At 70.3% G+C, this 23,369-nt stretch carries 17 protein-coding genes; 7 read left to right on the top strand and 10 right to left on the bottom strand.

The genetic code is table 11. The features are described from left to right. Positions 1–3: 3 nt before the first annotated feature. Positions 4–1,368, top strand: a complete 1,365-nt coding sequence (gene eccB, locus ACQ0O7_RS37690; protein ID WP_430789813.1) for a type VII secretion protein EccB — start codon at positions 4–6, stop codon at positions 1,366–1,368. Between the two features lie 2,277 nt (positions 1,369–3,645). Here eccB and ACQ0O7_RS37685 read toward each other — a convergent pair. From ACQ0O7_RS37685 to ACQ0O7_RS37675, 3 genes are read right to left on the bottom strand one after another with little or no spacing between them, the layout of a single operon-like run. After that, positions 3,646–4,848 (bottom strand): S8 family serine peptidase, encoded by a 1,203-nt coding sequence (locus tag ACQ0O7_RS37685; RefSeq protein ID WP_430789811.1) that lies wholly within the window; start codon positions 4,846–4,848, stop codon positions 3,646–3,648. 59 nt (positions 4,849–4,907) lie between these two features. Next, positions 4,908–5,192, bottom strand: a complete 285-nt coding sequence (locus ACQ0O7_RS37680; RefSeq protein WP_430789809.1) for a WXG100 family type VII secretion target — start codon at positions 5,190–5,192, stop codon at positions 4,908–4,910. 20 nt (positions 5,193–5,212) lie between these two features. Beyond that, positions 5,213–5,569, bottom strand: a complete 357-nt coding sequence (locus ACQ0O7_RS37675; protein WP_430789807.1) for a WXG100 family type VII secretion target — start codon at positions 5,567–5,569, stop codon at positions 5,213–5,215. Between the two features lie 173 nt (positions 5,570–5,742). Here ACQ0O7_RS37675 and ACQ0O7_RS37670 point away from each other — a divergent pair, with 173 nt between their 5' ends. Beyond that, positions 5,743–6,750 (top strand): hypothetical protein, encoded by a 1,008-nt coding sequence (locus tag ACQ0O7_RS37670; RefSeq protein WP_430789805.1) that lies wholly within the window; start codon positions 5,743–5,745, stop codon positions 6,748–6,750. Between the two features lie 4 nt (positions 6,751–6,754). Continuing rightward, on the top strand, positions 6,755–8,962 hold the full coding sequence (locus ACQ0O7_RS37665; protein WP_430789803.1) for a hypothetical protein: 2,208 nt from the start codon (positions 6,755–6,757) through the stop codon (positions 8,960–8,962). A 77-nt stretch (positions 8,963–9,039) separates the two neighbouring features. On the opposite strand, the gene ACQ0O7_RS37660 is transcribed toward ACQ0O7_RS37665, so the two are convergent. After that, positions 9,040–9,426, bottom strand: coding sequence for an RDD family protein (locus tag ACQ0O7_RS37660; RefSeq protein ID WP_430789801.1), 387 nt, complete (start codon positions 9,424–9,426; stop codon positions 9,040–9,042). A gap of 191 nt (positions 9,427–9,617) precedes the next feature. Here ACQ0O7_RS37660 and glnA point away from each other — a divergent pair, with 191 nt between their 5' ends. Continuing rightward, a complete protein-coding gene (glnA, locus tag ACQ0O7_RS37655) occupies positions 9,618–11,042 on the top strand; it encodes a type I glutamate--ammonia ligase (protein WP_430789799.1) in 1,425 nt (474 codons plus the stop codon). Positions 11,043–12,274: 1,232 nt separating this feature from the next. Here the strand turns inward: glnA and ACQ0O7_RS37650 are convergent. From ACQ0O7_RS37650 to mptB, 5 genes are read right to left on the bottom strand one after another with little or no spacing between them, the layout of a single operon-like run. After that, entirely contained in the window at positions 12,275–12,682 is a 408-nt protein-coding gene (locus ACQ0O7_RS37650; protein WP_430789797.1) for a hypothetical protein, read from the bottom strand. Positions 12,683–12,699: 17 nt separating this feature from the next. Beyond that, positions 12,700–13,332 carry a YdcF family protein gene (locus tag ACQ0O7_RS37645; RefSeq protein ID WP_430789795.1) on the bottom strand — a complete coding sequence of 211 codons (633 nt, stop codon included), beginning with the start codon at positions 13,330–13,332 and terminating at the stop codon, positions 12,700–12,702. A 27-nt stretch (positions 13,333–13,359) separates the two neighbouring features. Continuing rightward, positions 13,360–15,471, bottom strand: a complete 2,112-nt coding sequence (locus tag ACQ0O7_RS37640) for an esterase-like activity of phytase family protein (protein ID WP_430789793.1) — start codon at positions 15,469–15,471, stop codon at positions 13,360–13,362. Positions 15,472–15,480: 9 nt separating this feature from the next. Beyond that, entirely contained in the window at positions 15,481–16,632 is a 1,152-nt protein-coding gene (locus ACQ0O7_RS37635; protein WP_430789791.1) for a glycosyltransferase 87 family protein, read from the bottom strand. Further along, a complete protein-coding gene (gene mptB, locus ACQ0O7_RS37630) occupies positions 16,559–17,944 on the bottom strand; it encodes a polyprenol phosphomannose-dependent alpha 1,6 mannosyltransferase MptB (RefSeq protein WP_430789789.1) in 1,386 nt (461 codons plus the stop codon). The genes ACQ0O7_RS37635 and mptB overlap by 74 nt, the downstream gene beginning before the upstream one ends. Positions 17,945–18,001: 57 nt before the next feature. Here mptB and ACQ0O7_RS37625 point away from each other — a divergent pair, with 57 nt between their 5' ends. Both ACQ0O7_RS37625 and ACQ0O7_RS37620 read left to right on the top strand, forming a co-directional pair. Beyond that, positions 18,002–19,600: a hypothetical protein gene (locus tag ACQ0O7_RS37625; RefSeq protein ID WP_430789787.1), complete on the top strand. Its 1,599-nt coding sequence runs from the start codon at positions 18,002–18,004 to the stop codon at positions 19,598–19,600. A gap of 978 nt (positions 19,601–20,578) precedes the next feature. After that, positions 20,579–22,600 (top strand): HEAT repeat domain-containing protein, encoded by a 2,022-nt coding sequence (locus tag ACQ0O7_RS37620; protein ID WP_430789785.1) that lies wholly within the window; start codon positions 20,579–20,581, stop codon positions 22,598–22,600. Between the two features lie 38 nt (positions 22,601–22,638). On the opposite strand, the gene ACQ0O7_RS37615 is transcribed toward ACQ0O7_RS37620, so the two are convergent. Further along, positions 22,639–22,842 carry a hypothetical protein gene (locus tag ACQ0O7_RS37615; RefSeq protein WP_430789783.1) on the bottom strand — a complete coding sequence of 68 codons (204 nt, stop codon included), beginning with the start codon at positions 22,840–22,842 and terminating at the stop codon, positions 22,639–22,641. Positions 22,843–22,910: 68 nt separating this feature from the next. Between ACQ0O7_RS37615 and ACQ0O7_RS37610 the strand changes: the two genes are divergently transcribed. Beyond that, the gene (locus ACQ0O7_RS37610) at positions 22,911–23,351 is read left to right on the top strand and encodes a MarR family winged helix-turn-helix transcriptional regulator (RefSeq protein ID WP_430789781.1); all 441 of its coding nucleotides are present in this window, start codon (positions 22,911–22,913) and stop codon (positions 23,349–23,351) included. The last annotated feature ends 18 nt before the right edge of the window (positions 23,352–23,369 follow it).

Here is a 23,369-nt window from a genome sequence, read left to right as displayed (position 1 = left end):
CCGTTGACCTCACGCCGCGACCAGCTCCAGTCCTACCAGTTCATGAACCAGCGGGTGATCTCCGCGTTCGTGATGCGCGAGACCGATCCGGCCCAGTCCCCACTGCGCCGCGGCATCGGCGCCCTGTTCGGCGGGCTGATGGTGGCGATCCTGGTGGCCGCCGGATTCGGCATCTACGGCGTGCTCACCCGCACCGGCACCGACCAGTGGCGGCAGGACGGCGCGGTCGTCGTCGAACGGGAGACCGGCGCCGTCTTCGTCCACCTCAACGACCGGCTCAACCCGGCACTCAACCTGGCCTCGGCGAAACTGGCGGCCGGCCGGCCCAACCCGCAGGTGTTCCGGATCGCGGCCAAATCCCTGACCGGCACCCCGCGCGGCGTGACCATCGGCATCCCCGGCGCGCCCGCGTCCCTGCCCGCCCCGGCCCAGCAGGCCCGGCTGCCGTGGGCGATGTGTGGGGTGCCCGGCAACCGCCCACAGTCGATCCTGCTGGTCGGCGCCACCGGACCGGCCGGCACCCCGCTCGGCGACCGCGCGCTGCTGGCCACCGACCAGGACACGGTCCACCTGATCTGGCAGGGCCGTAGACATCCGGTGATCGACCCGGACACCACGGTGCAGGCGCTGTTCGGCGCGGTCCAGCCGATCCGGCTGGGCGCCGCCTGGCTCAACGCGCTCCCGTCCGGCGCCGACATCGCCCCGATCACGGTCAACGGCCGCGGCGACCCGTCGAACGCCGCCGCCGGATTCGACAACGGCGACATCCTCGTCGTCGAGACCGGAAGTGGTCAGCAGTTCCACCTGATCCTCAACGACGGCCGGGCCGCGATCACCGCACTCCAGCAGGCCGTCCTGAACGCCGCGTTCCCGGCCCGCCCCCAGCAGATCTCGGTGAACGACCTGAACGACATCCCGGAGTCCGACGCCCTGCCGCCCGCCGACCCCGCCACCCGGGGCCCCGACCGGGTGCCCGAACTGGCCGCGGTAGCCGGCGGTGAGTCCACCTGCGCGGTCACCACCGACGCGGCGAAACCCCCCACGATCTCGGCGGGCGGCCCGGCGACCGCGTTCGCCGCCGCCATCCCCACCACCGGCACCGCTGAGGGCGGCCGTCCCCTGGCCGACGCCGTCCAGGTCCCGGCCGGCCGCTTCGCCCTGGTCCGGGTCCCCGGCTCCGGCGGATTCATGCTGGTCACCGACGTGGCCTTCCGTCACCCGGTGCCCAGCGAAGACGCCGTGACCCGTCTCGGCTACACCGCCGCCCAAGCTTTCGCGGCCCCCACCGCTTTGATCAACTCAATACCGGCGGGGGTCACCCTGGACCCGAACGCCGCGCTCAAACCAGCCCTTTCCGGTACGGGATGAACCCACAGCCCCGTGAGAATCCCCGCGAGGAGGGCGGCCCGTCCCGGCCGACCCGCGACCGCCGGGCCGAATGCGACCCACACCGGCTACCATGCGGCCATGAACGACCGTGAATGGCTGGTGCTGTGGGTCAGCGGCCAGGGCGTGACCTCCCGCGACGGTCGCCGCGCCGAACAGGCTTGACTGCGCCGCTGGGGCATCGACTGGAACCCGTTCCACGGCAACGAGACACACACCGCCGCCTACCGCGTCGAATGGCCCGACGGCACCATCGGTTGCGCGACGGTGCACTCGATCCGGCCGTCCGCCCTGACCCGCCTGGGCATCGCCCCTCCCCCGGAACTCCCCCTCTCCGCCCCACCGTCCACCCCACGCTCCACCCCACCCGCGGCCTAGCCGGCGACTTCGAGGACTCCTCCGTCCCGGAACAGTCCCGAACCCGGCCCGCCTCCCACCACCCGGACAACACCTGATGTCCACACTGCCCACCAGCACGATCGACACGCGCTCGCCAACGCGGCCGCTGATCTCACCAAAACCTCCCCCACAGCCCACAGCCCTCAGCCCTCACCCGTCAGCCCACAGCCCACAGCCCACAGCCTCAACCGTCAGCCCACAGCCCACAGCCCACAGCCTCAACCGTCAGCCCTCAGTCCTCAGCCGTCAGTCCTCAGCCCGCAACTGTCAGCCCTCAGTCCTCAGCCGTCAGTCCTCAGCCCGCAACTGTCAGCCGTCAGTCCTCAGCCGTCAGTCCTCAGCCGTCAGCGCCGGCTTAGGCCCGTTCGGCGCACACATTCACAGTTCGTATGCGCTGGTCATGCCTAGGACACCGGTGAGGGAAAGACCGGTGCACCGTGATGCCCTACCGAGCCCAGAAAGTCTTCCTCTGGCCCGCCGGCCCGTCCACGGTCAATTCCCCGCACGAGTGCCCGCCTTCCAGCCCCGCCCTGGCCGATCTTGGCGGACTTTCCACCGGATAAAACCTTCTTCGCAGCTGCTGGCCCACTCGCGGTCAATTCCCCGCGCGAGTGTCCGCCTTCCAGCCCCGCCCTGGCCGATCTTGACGGATTTACCACCGTTTCGAGCCTTGTTCGTGAGTTCTGATCAAGATCATTGCAACCTTGTTTTATCACCCAGGCCAGCCTCGGTGAGGCTGAAAATGCGCACAAAAGGGTTCGGCGGTGTGTGCATCCTTGTGAGCCCGTGCCCCTGAACCCGGTTGCAAAGATCTTGCGTGAGGCTCATGAACAAGACTCTTTCCGGTGGTAAATCCGCCAAGATCTCGACCGAACGGGTCGTCCGCGCGAGGGATTGACCGCGAGTGATCAGACAGCCGCGAACAAGACTCGGAAACGGTGGTAGATCCGCCAAGATCTCGGCTGAGCGCGTCGCCCGCGCGAGGGATTGACCGCAAGTGAGCAGCAGCCGGGGACAAGACTCGGAAACGGTGGAAAATCCGCCAAGATCTCGGCTGGACGGGTCGCCCGCGCGAGGGATTGACCGCGAGTGATCAGACAGCCGAGAGAAGAAGACTTTAGGGCGTCTGGGTCCGCAAACGACCGGCCACAGTGTGCCCCTACCAGGGCGGCGCCGAGCAACCCGGCCGAGGACTTGCGCAGCCCACGGCCCCGGCCACGGCCAAGAAGAATCAAATCGGCGGTAATCAACCAAAATCTGCCGCGGCGGGCGTTGGCGCGTGGAGTTGGCGACAAATCGGGTGGCCGCCGAGGAGGGGCATCACAATGCTGGTAAATCCTTCGAGATCTGCCGCGGGAGGGCACTCGCACGAGGAGCGATGGCCGGCCATGAGCGCGGTTGGATGACGCAGACCGGCGTGAGTCGTCTGCCTCGCCGGAGATGCGGCGGGCGGGCCGGCGATGGAAAGCGGGGCGGCGGGCAGCAAGGCTGCTGGAATAGCATCGGGGGATGGAACGGGTGGGCTGGATCAGGGTGTTGACCAGTGACGGCGGCGGGGTGCCCGCGCGGGTTCGGCGCGCGGCCTGGGAGCGTTGACTGCGGGCTTGGGGGATCGACTGGAATCCGTTCGAGCCGCATGAGGTCCGGCTGGACGCGTTTCGCTACCGGAGGGCCGACGGGACGATCGGCTGTCTTCAGTTGACCAGTGTGGAGGCGTTCGCGCTGCGCCGGCTGGGCATCGAGCCGCCGGCGGAGCCCGATCTCACGAAATTCAGGGTCTGATCGAAGTCCAAGGTCTGATCGAAGTCCACGGTTGACCGAAATCCAAGATCTCACCGAAGTCCAAGATCTCACCGGAATTCAAGGTCTGACCGGGGTGTCCAACAGCATCACCGGCGGGCCCGGCTCCAGGGGCTCGTCGGGGGTGTGCGGGCGCGCGGCCAGACCGGGCCGCCACTGACGGCGGCTGCTGCGGCGCAGGGCGGCGGCCACCAGCAGGACCGCCGGCACCAGGATCGCCGTCAGGATCGCGCTGGTCACGGCGATGACGCGGCGCTGCTGTTCGGCGGACTGGGCGGGGACGGCGGGCGGGGTCAGGGCCGGTAGCTGTCGTGCGCCGGAGTCGACGATGCGGGCGGTCAGGGCCGCGTACGGGTTGACCGCCCCGGCGGTGAACGCGGTCGGGCTGGCGGTGGCCTCCAGCCGTGCGGCCACCTCGGCGACGGTCAGGCCGGGGTCGCGGGCGCGAAGCAGGGCGGCCGACGCGCCGGTGAGTCCGGCGGCTATCGCGGTGCCGTCGGCGTCGACGAAGCCGCGGCCGGTCTGCAGGGTGGGTACCGCCACGCCGGGGGCGACCAGGTCGACGAAGGTGCCGGTGCGGGCGGTGTCGAGGATCTGCCCGTTGCCGTCGATCGCCGCGACGCCGATGACGCCGCGATAGCCGGCGGGGTACGGGATGACGTCCGGGTCCTCGTCGCGGTCGCGTTCGCCGACGGCGGCGACGATCGTCACGTCCTGGGCGACGGCGGTGGCCACGGCGGTGGACAGGACGGCCTGGTCGGTGAGGACCGGCACGGTCACCACGATCACGTCGGCGCCGTTCTGGACGGCGGTGGTGATGCCGCGGGCCAGCGAGCCGGGGGTGGGTTCGGTGCCGGCCGGGTCGTCGGGCATCACCCGGATGGGCAGGACGCGGGCGGCGGGGCTGACTCCGGTGCCGCGTCCGCTGATGGTGCCGGCGACCTGGGTGCCGAGTCCGACGCAGTCCTGGTCGGCGCGGCCGGCGTTGTCGTCGACGTCGGTGCCGCCGAGGACGCGGTTGCCGAGGAGGGGCTGGCCGGCGTCGACTCCGGTGGCGAGCACCGCCACGGTCGTACCGGCGCCGTTCTCGATGGAATTGATCTCGTCGGCCTGGAGCATGGCCCGCGCATATGATCCGTTGATCTGCGCGCGGCCGGGTTCGGCACAGTTCTGTCCGGGCGCGGCAACAGCCGCCGAACCGAAAAGAATTGACCCGGCCAGTACGGGCACCGAAAGCAATGCACGGGTGATCAGAATTGCCATGACCTACTCCCGGAATGGGGGCCGCCGGCTCGATTCCGGCGGCCCGTCCCGTAGTGTTCTCACATGTTGGACGCGATCTGCGCGTCGACCTGCTGCATCCGCTCGGCCGAGGCGCCGAGTTTGACGCCGACCATGGCCAGCGCCTGCTTGATCTCGGAGGCGCCCTGGTTCCACTTCTGCCGCGCCTCGTCGCAGGCGGTGCCGGCGGCGCCGGTCCAGTCCTGGGCGAACAGCTGGGTGAAGGCGGTGTACAGGTCGTTGAGCTGCTGGTCCATCTGGCCCTGGAAGCTGTTGATGGAGGACGAGACGTCGGCGATCTGGCCGAAGTTGTAGGTGATGTTCATGGTGTGGTCCCCGTTCCCGGTCAGCCGCGGAGGGCGTTGATGACGGCGCCGTCGCCACCGGCTGCGGCGCCACGGATGGTCTGTGCGGCCTCGTCGTCGTTGACGCCGTAGGTCTGCGAGGCGGCGGACATCTTGCCGCCGAGTTCGTCCAGCGCCTGCATGATCTTGTTGAGACCGTCGTTGAGCTGGATCGAGACGTCCTGGAGGGCGTTGTTCGCGGTGCCGGCGAACGCGCCGCCGCTGAGGCCCTGGATCTGGCCGAGCAGCTGGTTCATGCCGCGCGAGATGTTCTGCCCGGTGTCGGCGCAACGGCCGGCCATCGCGTTGAGCTGTTCCTGAGTGGCATGGACCTGACCCATGCCCGGCGTTCCTGCCACGATGTCACTCCCCGATTCTCTGGTCCGGCCCGTGCCGGTGGTTATGCCTATCCGTACACCGGCCGTACCGGACCGGTTCGAAGCTTTTTAAAAGAATCTCGTCGAACCCGATCCGGATGCCGGGCGTACTCTTCCGCGTCACCCGGAAACAATTTGATCAATGGGGAGGCGTGATGGTCGCGGACAATCCCTATGGGGAGCAGAGCAAACGCAACACGAGCGCGCCGTGGCTCGGCGACGGCCCGGCGGTCGCCGTCGACCTGGACGGGCTGCGCGACTACGCGACCCGCATGGTGAACCAGCAGCAGGACATCGCGAACCGCGCCGGCTATCTGCTTCCGCTCGGCCGGATGCCGGGCGAGGCGTTCGACGGCGAGGTGCTCGGTGAGGCCGACGCGGTCCGGGCCCGGCTGGTGGCGAACGCCGGCGAGCTGACCGTCTACCTGCGGAAACTGGCCGAGTCGGTCGGCAACATCGGCAACGCGGCCCGGGTGGTGGCGAACAGCTACGGCTCCGGTGACGCACTGTCCGCGGCGTCCCTCAACGACGTGCTGTTCGCGTACGGGGACAAGACGGCCCCGCGCCCGGCCGGCCTGCCGGACCACGTGGGCGCCACCTTCCAGGACCTGCAGACGGCTGTCGGCCCACCGCCGCCGGCCGCGGACAGCACCGACTGGCGGCCCACCTCGGCGAACCGGATCTCCGCCTACCAGACGCTGGAACTGGCGACCGGCCCGAACGGGGAGCGCCGCGAGATCCTGACGTTCAGCCCGCCCGGCGGCCCGGTCACGGCCACCACCACGATCTACGGGGCGAGCGGCGAGACGGCCTCCGCGGTCACCACCCGCACCTCGACCCAGCAGACCGACGACACCCAGGTCACCGTTCAGGAGACGTTCGGCGCCGACGGCAGCAGGAGCGCAACGACCGAGACCCGGACCGTGTACGAGGGCGATGAGGTCACCGAACGCAGCACCGAGGTCCGCGACGCCGATGGCCGGACGGTGCACCGGACCGTGGAGAGCACCGACGCGGCCACCCGGGAACACGTCACGGTCACCTCCGAACGCAACGACGAGGGCGAGCTCGCCGAGACGAACCGGGTGGTCACCGGGGTGCGTACCGGCGGTCAGGAGTCCACCCCGGCACCGATCGCGGACCGCTACCGAGTGAACGGTTGATCCGATGGCTGACTATTTCGGCGCCTCCGCCGACCCCAACTACGGGTACAGCCCGTACAGCGGGCAGACCCATTACGGCAGCTACCCGCCGTCCACACTGCCGTTCTCGGCGCCGCCCGGGCCGGGCAACCCGGCCACCGTCGAGCAGATCTCCCAGCGCATCCGGAACCTGCACCCGGAACAGATGGCGGCCCTGGCCGACCAGTGGCAGAACGCCCACTCGTTCCTGGCCGACGTGCACGACTTCGTCCGCCGGCAGAGCACCGTGCTGCGCGACGAGGCCTGGCAGTCGCCGGCCGCCCGGGACGCGTTCCTGCGGGCCGGGCCGGGCGAGACCCTCGCCTACCTGGACGTGTGGATGGAGGCGGCGCAGAAGAACGTGGTCGCGCTCCGGCATCTGGTGACCGTGTCGATGGAGGCGCGGCATCAGATGGATCTGCTGCTGCGCGACTACGAACTCGAACTCAAGCAGGCGCAGGACGTCGGCTTCATGGAGAACCTGGGCGCGTTCGTCAGCGAGGGGGTGAGCTGGAACGCCGCCGCCCTGGAGAAGATCGAGGAGGATCAGGGGAGGGTCCAGGAGAAGTACCGGATCGAGGCGCAACAGCTGGCCCAGCACTACGGGAACCAGTTCTTCGACTACATCGCGGTGGTGTCCAGCGGGGTCGGCCCGCCGGTGCAGCCGTTGAACGCGGTGCTCGCCGACCCCGGCGCGGTCATCCCCGGCAACACCGGACCGGGCCTCGGTGGCCCCGGCAACGGCCCGGCGCCTCTCCCGCCGGCCGGCGGTCCTCCGCCCGCGGCGCTGCCGAACCCGCCGCAGGGTCTGCTCCCGCCCGGGGTGGTGCCGCCGGGTGCGCTGCCGCCCGGCGTGACTCCACCCGGAGTGGTCCCGCCCGGAGTGGCCCCGCCGGGAGTCCGGCTTCCGCAGCCTCAGCCGCCGGGCGCCGTACCGCCGGGAAGTCTGCCGCCCGGTGTGCCGCCGGCCGGGACCCTGCCGCCCGGTGTGGTTCCGCCGGCCGTGGTGCCGCCAGGGACACTGCCGCCAGGGACACTGCCGCCGGGGACGACGGTTCCGGTTCCCGGGACGCCGCCGGGTGGGACCGTCGTTCCCCCGGTGGTACGGCCGGGGCTCCCGCCGCAGGTGCTGCCGCCCGGTGGTCGCGGGCCGGTGGTGGTCCCGCCCGCGAACCTGCCGCCGGGGCGCAGCATCCGCCGACCGGCCGGGCCGGCCGCGCCGGTGGTGCCGCCGCCGGCCGGACGGCAGATCGGGCGCCCCACGCCGGTCGTCGTCCCACCGGCCGGGCCGCGCCCGGGACCCGCAGGGCGACCGGGCCGGACCACGCCGGGGGTCACGCCACCCGCCGCCACCCCGGTGCCGGGCGGGCGTCCCGGGCGCACCACACCGGGAGCGATTCCGCCGCCGCAGACCGGGCGTCCCGGGCGCACCACACCCGGGACGACCCCGCCGGCGCGGACCACGGGGGCCGGGCGCACCACACCGGTGCCGATCCGGACCACGCCGGGAGTGGTGCCGCCGTTGCCAGCCGGCCGTCCCGGTAGCGGTGGCACCGGTGTCACCCCGCCACGGCGCCCTGGCAGCGGCGCTGCCGGTAGCACTCCTGGTCAGCGCGCCACCGAGGGCACCACGCCGGCCGGCACACCCGGAGACGGACGGAACACCGGACCGGGACTGCCGCGACGGGCGCCCGGGACGTCCGGTATGCCGGAGACGTTCACGCGTCCGGCCGCTGCCCCGCCCGTACTCAAGAATCCGGTTGAAGATCGTGGCGCCAAACCCGGCAGTGCGGCGGAGGTGCGACCGCGACCCGGCGCCGACCGGCCCGGCGGAACCGCTCCGCCGGTGCTGAACCGCCCGGTCTCGCCCGCCGCGCCGCCACCGTGGCGTCCGGAACGCCGGGAACGCGCCGGCGCCGCCTGGTCCGACCTGTTCGGTGCCGAGGAGCGCAAACCGGCCGGGAACGGGGTGGTCGGCGCGCCCGAGCGGGCCCGTCCGGAGGGTGGGCCGTGGGGTCTGCGCAGCCCGGCGGCGTCCCGTCCGGACACCCCGGCGGTAGCGCCGGAGCTGAGCCGCCGTCGTGGCGCCGGTGATCCGATCCCGGTCCGGGAGGAACACGAGCCGGTCAGTGACGAACAGGCTTTCCGGGTACGCACCCCGGGTGGCGGCGTGGTGACCAACCGCGAGGACTAGCGGAACCTCACTTCGTGTGCCGAGTTACGGCTCGATTCGAGCCGTAACTCGGCACACGAACCGGCCTCGGCCACTGGTCAGGCGGACCGGGGCACCGATACGACCATCGAGCCGGCGAGGCGGTCGTGCAGGCCCCGGCCCTCGCCGTTCATGATCAGCGCGGGGACGAACAGGGCCAGCAGCACCGCCCGGAGCAGGCCGCGGACCGGGCCGATCGCTCCACCGTCCAGGTAGGACTCGCAGCGCACCCGCAGCAGGCGCATGCCCGGGGTCTGTCCGAACAGGCCGAGGAAGAAGGTGTTCGCGACGATCAGCACCAGGACGGCCGGCCAGGACTTCTCGAACGGGCTGGCGTAGAGGCCGGCGATCAGCAGGCAGAGGACCCAGTCGATCAGCAGAGCGCCGAGCCGGGGGCCGAGGCCGGCAGGCTCGACGTTCGCCTCGGCGTTCGTTGAAGCAGCCACGATTGCCGAGCGTACGCGATATGGTCCTGGGGTCCCGACGGCGCTCTCGCAGTGCCTGCTCCGAGCGCTACGTAACACGGCAGAAACGATTGAGATACGCCGGGGCAACCCCGGGACCATAACGTCGCCATAAGCCTTGCCAGGTGGCGGCTCATGCCGCCCGGTATCGGAAAACTGTGCCAGGAGGACGTGTGTTCGCCAATCCCGAGGAACTCCTGCGATACCTCAAAGACGAGGACGTCAAGTTCGTCGACGTACGTTTCTGTGACCTCCCGGGTGTGATGCAGCACTTCAACATCCCGGTCGAGTCGTTCGACGACAGTGTGGTGACCGACGGCCTCGCCTTCGACGGATCCTCGATCCGCGGGTTCCAGGCCATCCACGAGTCCGACATGATGCTCCTGCCGGACGTCGCCACCGCCTTCGTCGACCCGTTCCGCATCCAGAAGACCCTCGCGCTGAACTTCTTCATCCACGACCCGTTCACCCGCGAGGCCTACTCCCGTGACCCGCGGAACGTCGCCAAGAAGGCCGAGGCCTACCTGGCCGCCAGCGGCATCGCCGACACCGCCTACTTCGGCGCCGAGGCCGAGTTCTACATCTTCGACTCGATCCGCCACGAGACCTCCGCCCACCAGTCGTTCTACTACATCGACTCGATCGAGGGCGCCTGGAACTCCGGCCGCGAGGAAGAAGGCGGCAACAAGGGATACAAGACCGCGTACAAGGGCGGGTACTTCCCGGTCTCCCCGGTCGACCACTACAGCGACCTGCGCGACGCGATGGTCCGCCGCCTCGTCGACACCGGCTTCACCGTCGAGCGCTCGCACCACGAGGTCGGCACCGCGGGCCAGGCGGAGATCAACTACAAGTTCTCCACGCTGCTGCACGCCGGCGACCAGATGCAGCTGTTCAAGTACATCATCAAGAACACCGCGTGGGAGCACCGCAAGACCGCCACGTTCATGCCCAAGCCGCTCTTCGGTGACAACGGCTCCGGCATGCACACCCACCAGAGCCTGTGGCTGAACGGCGAACCGCTGTTCTACGACGAGACCGGGTACGCCGGCCTGTCCGACACCGCCCGCTGGTACATCGGCGGCCTGCTGCACCACGCGCCGTCACTGCTCGCGTTCACCAACCCGACCGTCAACTCGTACCGGCGCCTGGTGCCCGGCTACGAAGCCCCGGTCAACCTGGTGTACTCGCAGCGCAACCGCTCCGCCTGCACCCGCATCCCGGTCACCGGCAGCAACCCGAAGGCCAAGCGCGTCGAATTCCGCGTGCCGGACCCGTCGTCCAACCCGTACCTGTCGTTCTCCGCCCAGATGATGGCCGGCCTCGACGGCATCAAGAACAAGATCGAGCCCCCGGCCCCGATCGACAAGGACCTGTACGACCTGCCGCCGGAGGAGTGGGACAGCGTCAAGCAGGTCCCCGGTTCCCTCGACGCGGTCCTGAACTCCCTGGAAGCCGACCACGACTTCCTCACCGCCGGCGGCGTCTTCACCGACGACCTGATCTCCACCTGGATCGACTACAAGCGAACCAACGAGATCGACCCGGTCCGGCTGCGCCCGACCCCGCACGAGTTCGAGATGTACTACAACGTCTGACACCCGCTGACACCTGCTGTCATCGCTGTCACCGCTGTCACCCCGAACGGCGGTCACCCCCGGCTCCGGCCGGCCGGTGGCCGCCGTTCGGCCGTCTCCGGGTCCCGGTGGACGACACCTCTCCGTTCCTCGACGGCAGGCCGAACGGGCCATCCCCGGACCTCACCCACCTGCACCTGACGCCTGCGGACCGGCCCGCGCGGACCGCCCTTGCCCCTGGCTCTCGGCGGATCTGCCACGGACGCCCCAAAATTCGCGATCTTGGCGGATTTACCACCTTCGAGCCTTCTTCTTCAGCGGCCGGCCCGCTCGCGGTCAATCCCTCACGCGAGTGTCCAGCCTTCCAGCTCCACCTTGGCCGATCTTGGCGGATTCTCCACCGGATAGTGCCTTTGCTCTTCGCCGCCTGATCACTCGCGGTCAATCCCTCGCGCGGTCGACCCGTCCAGCCGAGACCTTGGCGGATTTACCACCGGAAACGGTGGTAAATCCACCAAGATCGGCCAGGGCGGAGCTGGAAGGTGGACACTCGCGCGGGCAATTGACCGCGAGTGGGCCAGTAGCCGAGAGCAAGGCTCTATCCGGTGGAGAATCCGCCAAGATCGGCCAGGGCGGGGCCGGAAGGCCGGACACTCGCGCGGAGAATTGACCACGGACGGGCCAGCAGCCCCGAGGGAGACTCATCGGCCTCCCCGGCCCCACCGACTCGTAGGGTCACGCTGGGCGCAGTGGTAAATCGACCAAGGTCGGCTGCGGGAGGGTGCCCGCGTGGGATGTTGGCGGCGAATCGGGTGGCGGCCAAGGCGAGGGCTTGCAGCGGTGGTGAATCCTCCAAGATCGTCCTGGTGGTGGGCACTCGCGGGCGGGCCACCTGGGAGACCGCTTGATCTGGTGACGAATCGACCTGATCGCGAGTGGTGGTGTGGGCTTTCCATGAGGTCCGAAACGGCGGGAAGCTGCCGGTTGAGTCATCTCGGCATGGGGCTCGATATTTGTGGAGGATTCCGCGCGGCCGGTGCGTCGGCGTCTGTGGACGGTGAGGGGCGCATTCGCCCGGTGGGCGCCGGGCGGTCTGGAGGGGCGCATTCGCCCGGTGGGCGCCGGACGGTCTGAAGGGGCGCATTCGCCCGGTGGGCGCCGGGCGGCCTGGAGGGGCGCCTGCCTTGCGGGGACGAGGCGGGGCGGAGTGGTGCGGTTGTGGAGGTGTGACCCCGTACCGGAAAAAGGGTCTTTTATGCAGTTAAATGCCTTGCGAAGAAGGGGGCTCCGGTGTTGAAGCGGACGTGGGCGCCGCCTGCTGTGGTGACCGCTGACTCCCAGGATTCAGGGACGTCGGCGGCGGCCGGGCCGAAGCGGGGGATCAGGTAGCCCAGGTCGCCGGGGCCGTCGACGACCAGGACGGTGACCATGACAAGGATCGACCAGTCGCCGGGAGAGACCGAGGAAACCGGAGAGACCGGAGAGACCGGGGAAACCGGGGAAACCGGGGAAACCGGGGAAACCGGGGAAACCGGGGAAACCGGAGAGCCTGGGGAGACTGGGGAGACAGGAGAGACCGGGGCGGGCACGGCGAGGGTGATTTCGGGGACGCCGCCGGTGAGGGTGAAGCTGACGGCTTCGGGCTGGAGGAGTTCCGGCATCGCGTGAGTATGGCAAATCAGCCGCGCCGGGTCAGGGCGAGCCCGGCTCTCCAGAGGCGTTCGCTGCGGCGGGTGGCCACGTCGGCGGCGGCCGGGCCGGGTGGCAGGCCGGTGCTGATCAGCCAGCTCAGTACCGTGATCAGTGGGCGTTCCGGGACGGACACCTCGGCGGGGACGACTACTCCGAGGTACGGCCGGCGCAGCGTGCGCGGGGCGATCACCCCGAGGATGCGCTGCAGGTGGGGGCGGTGGGAGACGATCGCGACCGGGCGGTCGTCGCCGAAGAGCGGGTCGGAGCGGAGCAGGTTGGTGACCGTGTCGATGGAGTGGCGTTCGGCGCGGACGGCCTCGGCGGGGGCGCCGGCGGCGAGCAGCCATGTCCGCATCAGATCAGCCTCGGGGACGCCCTGGAAGGTCACGCCGCCGACGACGTGCGGCCGGCCCTGGCCGTCGGCGGGTGACTTGTAACCGGAGCAGACGATCATGCCCCGGCCCAGGTGGCGGTGCAGGTCGAGGCCGGTGCGGCAGCGGTCGAGGCCGCCGGGGGTGAGGCCGGTGCCGTCACCGCTCCGGCCGTATCCGGGCACCAGCACATGCTCGACCTGGTCGAGGGTGAGGCCGGGGGTGCCTGGCAGCAGATCGAACTCCACGTTCGGCAAGTCTGCCAGGCGACCGGGTCAGAGCAGACGGCCCAGGTTCAGGAAGACCGTCTCGCCGGTGGCGTCGTCGATGCCGTCGTTGTCGGTGACCGCATAGGTGCGGCCGTCGCCGGCGATCGCCAGACCCTCCACCTTGTCCTGCACCCAGCCGTTGTCCGCTTTCAGCAGGGGCAGAAGATCCTTCACGAGCTTCTTGCGTACGAGCGGAGTACCGGTCCACCGCTTCGGGACGTCGAACGTGTAGATCCTCTTGATCGAGGCCAGGGTGCCCCGCTGGTTGTCCCGCTCGATCACGGCGAACGTGTCGCCGTCGACGGCGACCAGCTCGGACAGGCCGGTCCAGCCGGCCGGTGCGGTGTCCAGTGGGTAGAGCAGCCACGACCAGGTCTTCGTCACCGTGTCGTAGCGGCCGATCCGGGCGGTGTTCGCCGGGTCGCCCTTGATCGCGCGCTGCACGGCCACCCAGACCGCGGTGCCGGACTCGGCCACGCCCTCCAGACCGTTGCTGGTGATCGCGGCCGCGACGTCGGCGGGCAGGGCGATCTCCTCCTGGACTTCGGCGCGCTTGTTCAGGCGTACCAGCAGGTTGGGGTCTTCGCCGGAACCCTCGACGGCCAGCCAGTAACCGCCGGCCTTGCGGGCCACCAGTCCCTCGGCGTCGTAGCCGGCCGGCTCGCCGTCCTTGGTGACGGTGAGCTGGGAGTCGATGACGCCGCCGGTGGTCAGGCCGAGGATCCGGGTCGGTGAGTAGACGGAATCGGTCACGCTGACGAGCCGGTCACGTTTACCGGGGACCGCGGACAACGCGGACAGCGCGCCCCACGGGATGTTCCTCGCCGAGACGAGCCGGGTGTTCTTCGGGCTTCCGAACCCGAAGATCTGGATCGCGCCGCGGATGCCGATCGAGGCGTCCTCCTCCTCGCTGGAGACCACGACCAGGTTGCGGGACGGGACGGCGACGACACCCTCGGGGGCGTTGCTGGTCGGCAGCAGCTGGGTGAAACGCGGCTTCCGGGGGTTCGACACGTCGTAGACGGCGGTGAAGTTGCCGCGCTCGGAGTTGACGAAGACGTACGGCACTCTGTCGAGCACGGCGAACGTCAGGTTCTCCACCTCGATGCCCTTGGCGTCGGAGCGCTTGTCCGGGTAGTGGCCGCGGGAGACGGCGATGTGCTCCAGGGTGTTGCCGGCGTCCCAGACGACCGCGCCGGTGCGCTTGTCGAAGATCGACCAACCTCGTGATCCGCCCTGGTAGTCGCCCTCGTTGGCGGTGGCGAACAGGTCGTCGGTGATCCAGGTGACGCCGTCCGGTTCGCGCTTGGCGGTGATGGTGCCGGTCAGCTCGATCCGGTCGTCGTCGAGGGTGTCGACGTGGTGGACGGTGACCGTACCGGCGTCGATGCTCTTCCTGATCCTGCCGGTCTTCAGGTCGACGACGACGAGGTGGTTGTTCTCCTGGAGCGAGACGACGGCCTCGTCGCGGGAGTTGATGCTGACGTATTCCGGCTCGGGGTCGGTCGGGGCCGGCTTCGACAGGCCGGACAGGTCAACTTCTCTGGTTTCATAGGTGCGCGTATCGATCACCGTCAGCCAGCCGGCCGGGGTCTGCGGGATCGCGCCGTCGTTGACGTCCTCGTCCCGCTGGTTCTCGATCGCGACGGCGATGTACCGGCCGCTCGGCGCGACGGCGACCGAGTCCGGCTGGCCACCGAGATCGATCTCCCGCACCGTCCGGCGCGACCGGGAGTCGATCACCAGCAGCTTGCCGGACGGGTCGGTGAAGCTCGCGCTGGTGTTCACCCCGGCCAGCAGCAGCCGGCCCAGGTGCGCCACCGAGGTCGGTTCACCACCGACGGCCAGGGTTCCGGCCGGCTTCGGCTTCGACGGGTCGGCGATGTCGACGAAGCCCAGGCGTCTGCCGGGGCTGTCGGTGTAGACGACCGTCCGGCCGTCCTCGGTGACCGTGGAGATCTCGGCGGCCGCGGTGTCGTCGATCGACGAGTTCAGGTAGACCGGGAAGGTGGCGAGCCGGCGGAGGTCCGGGCGGCCGTGCGCGCTCGCCGGTGCGGGCAGCACCGCGGCGAACGTGACGACCGAGACGACCGCCGCGGAGGTACGGCGTAGAGACATGCGCTCTGCCTACGCGCTGATCTTGTCCGGTTCGTGGACGTCGGACGAACGCCGGGTGCCGACCGGTGTCCAGACCAGCAGAGCCAGACTGAACAGGACATAGAGGTTGGAGCCGATGATCGCCAGCGGCGGCCGGGGACCCTTCTCCCACAGCCAGGTGACGTGTGAGGTCATCAGCAGATAGGCCGACGCGCCCAGCCAGAACCGTGGCCGGCTCCGCTCCCACAGGGTCAGGCAGACGATCAGCGCCGGCATCAGCCAGACACAGTGGTGCACCCAGGTGACCGGGCTGAGCAGACAGCCCAGAATCCCGGTGAGGGCCAGGCCGGCGATCACGTCGGAGGAGTCCCGGGTCACCCGCCACGCCCAGAAGGCCAGCGTCACCAGCACGAAACCCAGCCACACCGTCGACTCGATCGTGTCGAACGGCCCCCGGGCCAGCATGCCGCGCAGCGACTGGTTGGACAGGAACGACAGCACACCGACCCGGTTGGTGTCCCACAGCGCCGACGTCCAGAACACCCGCGACTGGTCCGGGAAGATCGCCCCGGCCAGCAGGGTCACCGCGGTCGCCGCCCCGATCGCGGTGAACAGCGCCCGCCAGCGCCGGGTCACCAGCAGGTAGAGGATGAAGACGCCAGGGGTCAGCTTGATCGCGGTGGCCAGCCCGATGCCGATGCCGGCCCACTTGCGGCCCCTCCCGACACCGAACAGCATGTCGAACGCCACGATCGCCAACAGCAGCGTGTTGACCTGACCGAAAGTGATCGTCTCGCGGACCGGTTCGAAGGCCAGCGCGAAACAGAGCGCGATCGCGAACGGGAACCAGCCGGTCCAGCCCCGGCCCCGCAGGTACGGCCCGGCCAGCCAGTGCACCAGCAGACCGGTCGTGACGATCGTGCCCAAGGTCGCCAGGATCACCACCACCGGCAGAGGCAGCCACGCCATCGGCGACATCACCAGCCCGGCGAACGGTGGGTAGGTGAAGCCGTACGGCGTACCCGGCCGCAGCCAGTCGTAGACCATGCCACCGTCGCGGAACCAGAACTGGACCGCGCCGTGATAGACCTTCGAGTCGAAGAACTCGTTACGCAGCCCGCTGACGACGATCAGCGCCACCGCCGCCGCTGCCGAGCCGATGACCAGTGCGATTCGTTTCATGTAGCACTTTCCACGCTAGATACCCCGTGAGCACGGTCATCACGACCGCGCCCTGTGCCTTCGTCGCCAGAGCCAGGTTGTACCCGTCCGGCAGGCAGAGGGCGGCGGCCACCGTGACCGGCACGAGCAGCCATCTGCTGTGTTCTTTCTCGGTCACGGCCAGGACGGCCAGTGGCCACAGCGCGTACCAGGGATGGAAGACCGGTGCCAGGACCACGGTCGCGGCCAGGGCGAGGCCCGCGTATCGCAAGGGGTTGCTGTCGATCGCCCTGAACCAGAGGATCACGAGGATCACCACGAGCAGGACCATCCCGGCGATCCTGGACCCGGTCACCGCGCCGGGGACGCCGGCCATCTCCAGCGTCATCCCGACCGCCGTCGACGGGGCCGTCCACTGCACCGAGACGCCACTGCCGGTCAGGCCGGTGATCCAGCCCAGACCCAGCCCCGACCCGAACGAGACCACCGCCAGCGACGCCACCGCTCCCCCGGCGACGCGGACCCTGGCCGGCACCCCCACGACCATCAGGACGGCGAACGGCAACACCACCACCGCGGTCGCCTTCACCCCCACCGCCAGGCCCAGCAGCACCCCGGCGACCAGAGCCCGCCGACCCGTGGCCGCCACCAGGCCACCCAGGATCAGGGCGATCATCACCGCCTCGTTGTGCGCGCCCGAGATCAGGTGCACCGGCACCAGCGGGCAGGCCAGGAACAGCCAGGACGCCCGCTCCGGCGACGTGCCCGCCCGGCGCGCCAGAACCGGCAGACACCAGGCGATCGCCACCACACCCAGCACCGCGATCAGGCGGAGCAGCGCGACGGTCCCGGTCAGCGAGCCGCCCACCGCGGCGGCCGCCGCCGCCAGCACCAGAAAGACCGGACCGTAGGGGGCCGGCGAGGCACGCCAGGTCGGCGCGACCGCGTCGGTCCACGGACAACCCAGAAGATCCACACCGCCGCCGTACGGGTTCAGCCCCACCGCCTGCTGCCAGCCCTGACAGGCGTACGAGTGAATGTCGTAACTGCCCAGCGGCAACAGCGCCACCAGCGGCAACGCCCACAGCCCGGCGGTCACCCACACCCAGCGCACCGACGGCGGACTCCGCCTTCCCCACCACCAGGCGACGAGCGACAGCACGGTGCCCAGCAGCCAGCAGAGCGGCAGCAGCACCCCGTCCCGCCCGGCGAGAATCGTGCGCGGCGTCACCGTGGGTTCCCACGGATCGGTGGCGCCACCCAGCCACGCCGCCCCGGCCAGCAGAAGACTGCCTGCCAGCCCCAGGTATCGGACGGCGGACGGACGGGACATGCCGCAGACCATACCGTGACAGGCTGCAACCGCTGACGTACCGGTAGGGTCGTCCGGATGTGGGCGCGGCACCGGCTGGAATGGAGCACCGCGCTCGCCGCGTCCGTGCTCGGCGTCATCTACCTGCTGCTTCCCCCGATGGGCTCGGACCTGGCCGCCCAGGTGGCGCGGGCCGGGTTCTTCACCACGCACGGCTTCACACCCGTCGACATGCGGTGGTACGCCGGGGTCGAACAGTTCGGCTACAGCCTGGTCTCCCAGCCGGTGATGGCCCTGCTGGGCGTCCGGGTCACCGGTGTGCTGACCCTGCTGGCCGCGCCGGTGCTGCTGGCCGCGCTGCTCCGGCGTACCGGCGCCGCCCGCCCCGCCCTCGGCGCCGCACTGGGCACACTCACCGTCGCCGGCAACCTGATCAGCGGCCGGGTCACCTACGGCCTGGGCGTCTGCTTCGCCCTGGCCGCCCTGCTGGCCCTGACCCATCTCCCCGCCCGCCGCCGCTCCCCCGCCGCACCTTCCCCGCCCGCCCTGGACGCCTCCGGCGCGCCCCTCCGGTCCGGGCGCCTCGTGGCGGTGATCGCCGTCCTGGCCGCCCTCCTCACCAGCGCCACCAGCCCGGTCGCCGGCCTTTTCCTCGGCCTGGCCGGCGTCGCGTTGCTGCTGTCCGGCCGCTACCGGGAAGGGCTGCTGGCAGCGGTGCCGGCCGCCCTACCGCTCGGCCTGACGTCGCTGCTCTTCGGCGACGGCGGATGGATGAACATCAGCCGCACCGACACCGTCCAGGCGGTGGTGACCGGCCTGGTGGTGGCCGCCCTGATCCCCCGGCGACCGATTCGGATCGGCGCCCTGATCTCCTCCGCCGGAGTCCTCGCCGCCTATCTGATCCACACCCCGGTGGGCCTGAACGCCACCCGCCTGGCCGTGATGTTCGGCCTTCCCCTGCTGGCCGCCTACGCCACTCTCCCTCGCCGGCTGGTGTATCCGCTGCTGGCGGTCATGGTGTGGTGGCAGCCGCCGGTGGTGGTCAACGACGTCCGGGACATCGGCAACCCGTCCGCCGAAGCCGCCTACTTCCAGCCGCTGCTGGACCGTCTGAGCACCGAGAACCTGACCGGCCGGGTGGAGATCCCGCCGACCCGCTCGTATTGGGAGGCCGCCTCGCTGGGCGAGATCCCGCTGGCCCGAGGTTGGCTGCGGCAGGCCGACATAGACCGCAATCCGCTCTTCTTCACCACGGTTCCCGGAGCGTCCGGCACCGGCGTCGAACTGACCGCGGACAGCTACCGGCAGTGGCTGGACGAGGAGGCGGTGCAGTTCGTGGCCGTACCCGACGTGGAGATCTCCTGGTCCGGCCGCCCCGAAACCGAACTGGTCGAAAGCGGACTCCCCTACCTCCCCCTGATCTGGTCCAGCGATCACTGGAGGCTCTACGAGGTGTCCACCCCGAGGCCGATGGTCGCCGCCCCGGCCACTCTGGTCCACCAGGACGCCGCCTCGATCGTGCTGGACGCCCCATCCCCCGGCCCGATCCCGGTCCGGATCCGCCATCACCGCTGGCTGACCGCGTCCGGCCAGGCAACGGTGACACCCGACGGCGAATGGACATACGTAAACGTCCCGGCCCCCGGCCGCTATACCCTGACCAGCACATTGTTCTAAAAGAGCTCCTCCAGGCGGCAGCCCGAGCAACAGCCGGTCCTGCCAGAACGAACGTTCTTTCTCGCCATCAGGCGACCCACCAGCCCGCCACAACCCCGACAGAACGAACGTTCTTTCTCGCCGCCGGGTGCCCGGCCAACCCGGCACAACCCCCGACAGAACGAACGTTCTTTCTCGCCGCCGGGCAACCCGCCAGCCCGGCGCGACCCTTGCCAGAACGAACGTTCTTTCTCACCGCCGCACCACTCGCCAGCCGGGCGCAACCCCGAGAGAACGAACGTTCTGTGCGCCCACGATCCGCTGACGATCACCCCTCGCACGGGCGACCGATCGGGCCGGCATTTCGATCGCCGAGACCTGACTCTGGTTGCTTTTCCACTTAAATGCGTATTTTGCAGTGCCACCAAGGACCCACTCGGGTCAATCCCTCACACGGGCAGCCTCAAAATCTCCGATCAAAAGGACGCTCGCACGATGTTTATGGCAAATCGGATGGCAGCCAAGGAGAAAGACCTGATGGTCAACTGGTTCGATGGCGGATCCGACGCGGTCTCCACAACGTTTCCACAGGTGAGCGTCCATTCTTAAGAAACCATCAGAGTCATCCCACCCTCGAAACCCCGCCGAACGCCCCCATTGCCCGGCGCGCGCAGACGTCCGACGCCCCGCCCCGACCGCGTCACACACCCGCCAGACGGTCGGCGCATGCCGGGCCCAGGCCACCGACGCGAGCGCCCGATCCGCCAACGTGGGCACCTGCCCCGGAACCAGCGGAAACAAGCCGGTCGAGCCGGGAACCCGAGCGAGACGAAACTGTCGGCCCGATTCTTGGGGACCCGATCGGCGTACCCCCGGCGGGTTAGATGGACGGCCGCCTGTCCGGAGAATCGCGCGGACCTCAAGAGACGCTGAACCCGGGGTTTTCACCGGCCTGGAACGTGCGGTCGCCGGGGCTCGGGTAGGCGCTACGCTTCGGCGGTGTTCGCGGGGATCGATGACATCGACTGGGCCGGGATGGAGCACGCCTATGGGTCGGCGGAGCGGGTGCCGGACTGGCTGCGCGGGCTGGTCGATCCGGATCCGGGGGTTCGGGACGCGGCGCTCGGGGCGATGGTCGGCTGCGTTCATCATCAGGGGGACGTCTATGACTCGACGGTGGCGGCTCTGCCCTATCTGATCGAGATTCTGATGCTTCCCGGTGCGCCGGGACGGGACGGGGTCGCCGAGCTGGTGGCCGGTATCGCTGATCTCAGTGAGTGGCCGGACGACGACGAGCTGGGCACCGATGATCCGCTGTGGCAGGCGCATCAGCTGGTGGTGGCGGCGGCTCCGCGGCTGTCCGGGCTGGCCGCCGATCCGGATCCGATGGTGCGGGCGGCGATGACCGAGCTGCTGGTGGCGGTGGCGCCGGATGTGCCGGGTAGTGCCGCGCTGCTCACCGGGATGTTGGGGGCGGAGACGGATCCGGCGGTGAGCCGGGCGCTGCTGGAGGCGCTCGGCAGGTTGGAGCTGGGTGCGGCGGAGATCGACCGGCTGTTGGTGCTGGCCGGGCACGAGCCCGCCTCGGTTGCGGTGTCGGCGCTGGTGGCGGTGGCCGAGCATGATCCGGGGCGGGTTCCGGCGGGGGTGGCGGCGGGGTTGCTGGAGCGCGCCTATGCCGAGGTGGGCGAGTTCGGCTCCGACCCTCTGGTCGGCGAGAAACGGGATGAGCCGGGCACTGTTCGGCGGGCTCCGCACTGTGCGCGGCTGGTGGAGGCGCTGACCGATCCGCTCGGCCATCGGGTGACGGAACGGCTTGCGATCATCGCGCCGCTGCTCGCTTCGCCGCATCCGGATCTGGCCGGGGACGCGCTGTTCGCGGTCAACCGGCTGATCGAGCGGTGGCGGGGCGACTACCGGGACGCGGTGGTACGGGTGGGGGAGCTGCTCGCCGGCCCGGACCGGATGGTCGTCGAGCGGGCTGAGAGCATGCTCGACCGGTGGGGGCCGGTGGCCGCGCCTGCGGTCGAGGCGATCGCCGGGCGGCTGGCCGTGCTGGAGGCGCTGCCCTGGCGGAACGGTCTGCCGGCGTTCGCGCAACGGTTCGCCGACCGGCCGGGGATCCGGCCGTGTGTGCGGACACTGGCCGGGTTCGGTGACGAGCGCGCACTGCCGGCGCTGCTCGTGCTGATCCGGCTGCCGGTCCGGCCGCGTGGTCTCGGTGCCGCGCTGGCCCGGTTCGGCGGGCATGCCGAGCGGATCGTGGACGCGCTGATCACCGGGCTGGATCCGGCGGAGGGGGCGGTGCTCGGCCGGGCGTTCGGGCCGGCTGCCGCGCCGCTGGTGCCGGGGCTGCTGGCCGGGCCGATGACCGCCGATGTGGCGGCCGCGCTCGGCCGGATCGGGGCGGTGGCCGCGCTGCCGGCGTTGCGGGCCGGGCTGTACAGCGATGATCCGCGGACGACTGTCGCGGCTGCGGGCGCGCTGTGGCGGATAGAACGTTCTCCCTTGGCGATCCCGGCGCTGATCGCCCAGCTCGGCACCCGGACGCTGCCGTCCCGGACGGGCGGCCGGACGTTCCCGTCCCTGCATGGTGGGGCCGCACCGTCCCGGACCGGTGGGGACGCCCCGCTGTTGACGAGGGCCCGGCCGGGGCGCCGGGTCTCGGCCCGGGACGAGGCGCTGGCCGCACTCGGGGAGATCGGGCCGGACGCCGCCGTCGCCGTGCCGCACATGGTGCCGCTGTTGGCCGGCAACGAGAAGGCGCGGGCGGCGATGGCGCTGTGGCGGATCACCGGCGACGCCGCCCTGGTCACCCCGGCGCTGACCGCGGCCTGGTGCGGCGACGAGCACACCCGCCGCCCGATCGCCGAGACCGCGACGGGCGCGCTGGCCGCGGCGCTGGCGCCGTTGTTCCGGGCGGAGCTGACCGAGGTCCGCCGGCACGCCCTGCCCCGGGAGAGCTGGGGCAGCAACCTGATCCACGGCGACGAGGAGCTGCTGCGGATCCTGACGGCTTGAAGAACGGTTCGTGTGCCGAATCGGCACACGGAAACCTTCTAGCGGCGGGACTCGCGCTCGGCCCGTTTGCGTTCGCGCTGCTCGCGGGTGTAGCGCTTACGGTTTTCCAGGTCGCGTTTCCACTGCTCACGGGCGGGCTCGTCGCATCCTTGGACGGCACCCTTGGTCTGCGCGGGGCCGATGAAGGACCGGAAGGCCCAGTCGTCGAAGGTCCGGTGCCACCAGGCTTTGAACCGTTCCACTGCGCCCCTCCCGAAAACCGTTGGTGTACCAACCATTTGTACACCAACGGTTGATAGGCTGGCCAGCGATGAGTGATGTGGCCGAGGACCCCCTGGCGCTGGAGCAGCAGGTCTGCTTCGCGCTGTCGGTCGCCGCGCGCGGCGTGGTGGCGATCTATCGTCCGCTGCTGGAGCCGATGGGCCTGACCCACCCGCAATATCTGGTGATGCTCGCCCTCTGGCAGTATGCCCCGCTCTCCGTGCGCCGCCTCAGTGAGCTGCTCCAACTCGACCCGGGCACCCTCTCCCCGCTGCTGAAACGGCTGGAGGCGATCGGCTATCTGCGCCGCGAGCGGGACCGGGCCGACGAGCGCAGCCTCGCCATCACGCTGACCGAGCGGGGCCGGGCCCTGCGAGCCGAGGCGGAGAAGATCCCGCCGGCCGTGGTGGAGCGGCTGGGCATGCCGATCGAGGAGCTCCGCCGGGTGCACGAGGCACTGACTCGGGTGATTGCCGCCACCACCGGCTGACACCGGAGCGTGAAATCC

Source organism: Actinoplanes sp. G11-F43 (assembly GCF_050589265.1).
GTDB lineage: Bacteria > Actinomycetota > Actinomycetes > Mycobacteriales > Micromonosporaceae > Actinoplanes.
This window is presented reverse-complemented; position numbering and strand designations above follow the sequence as displayed.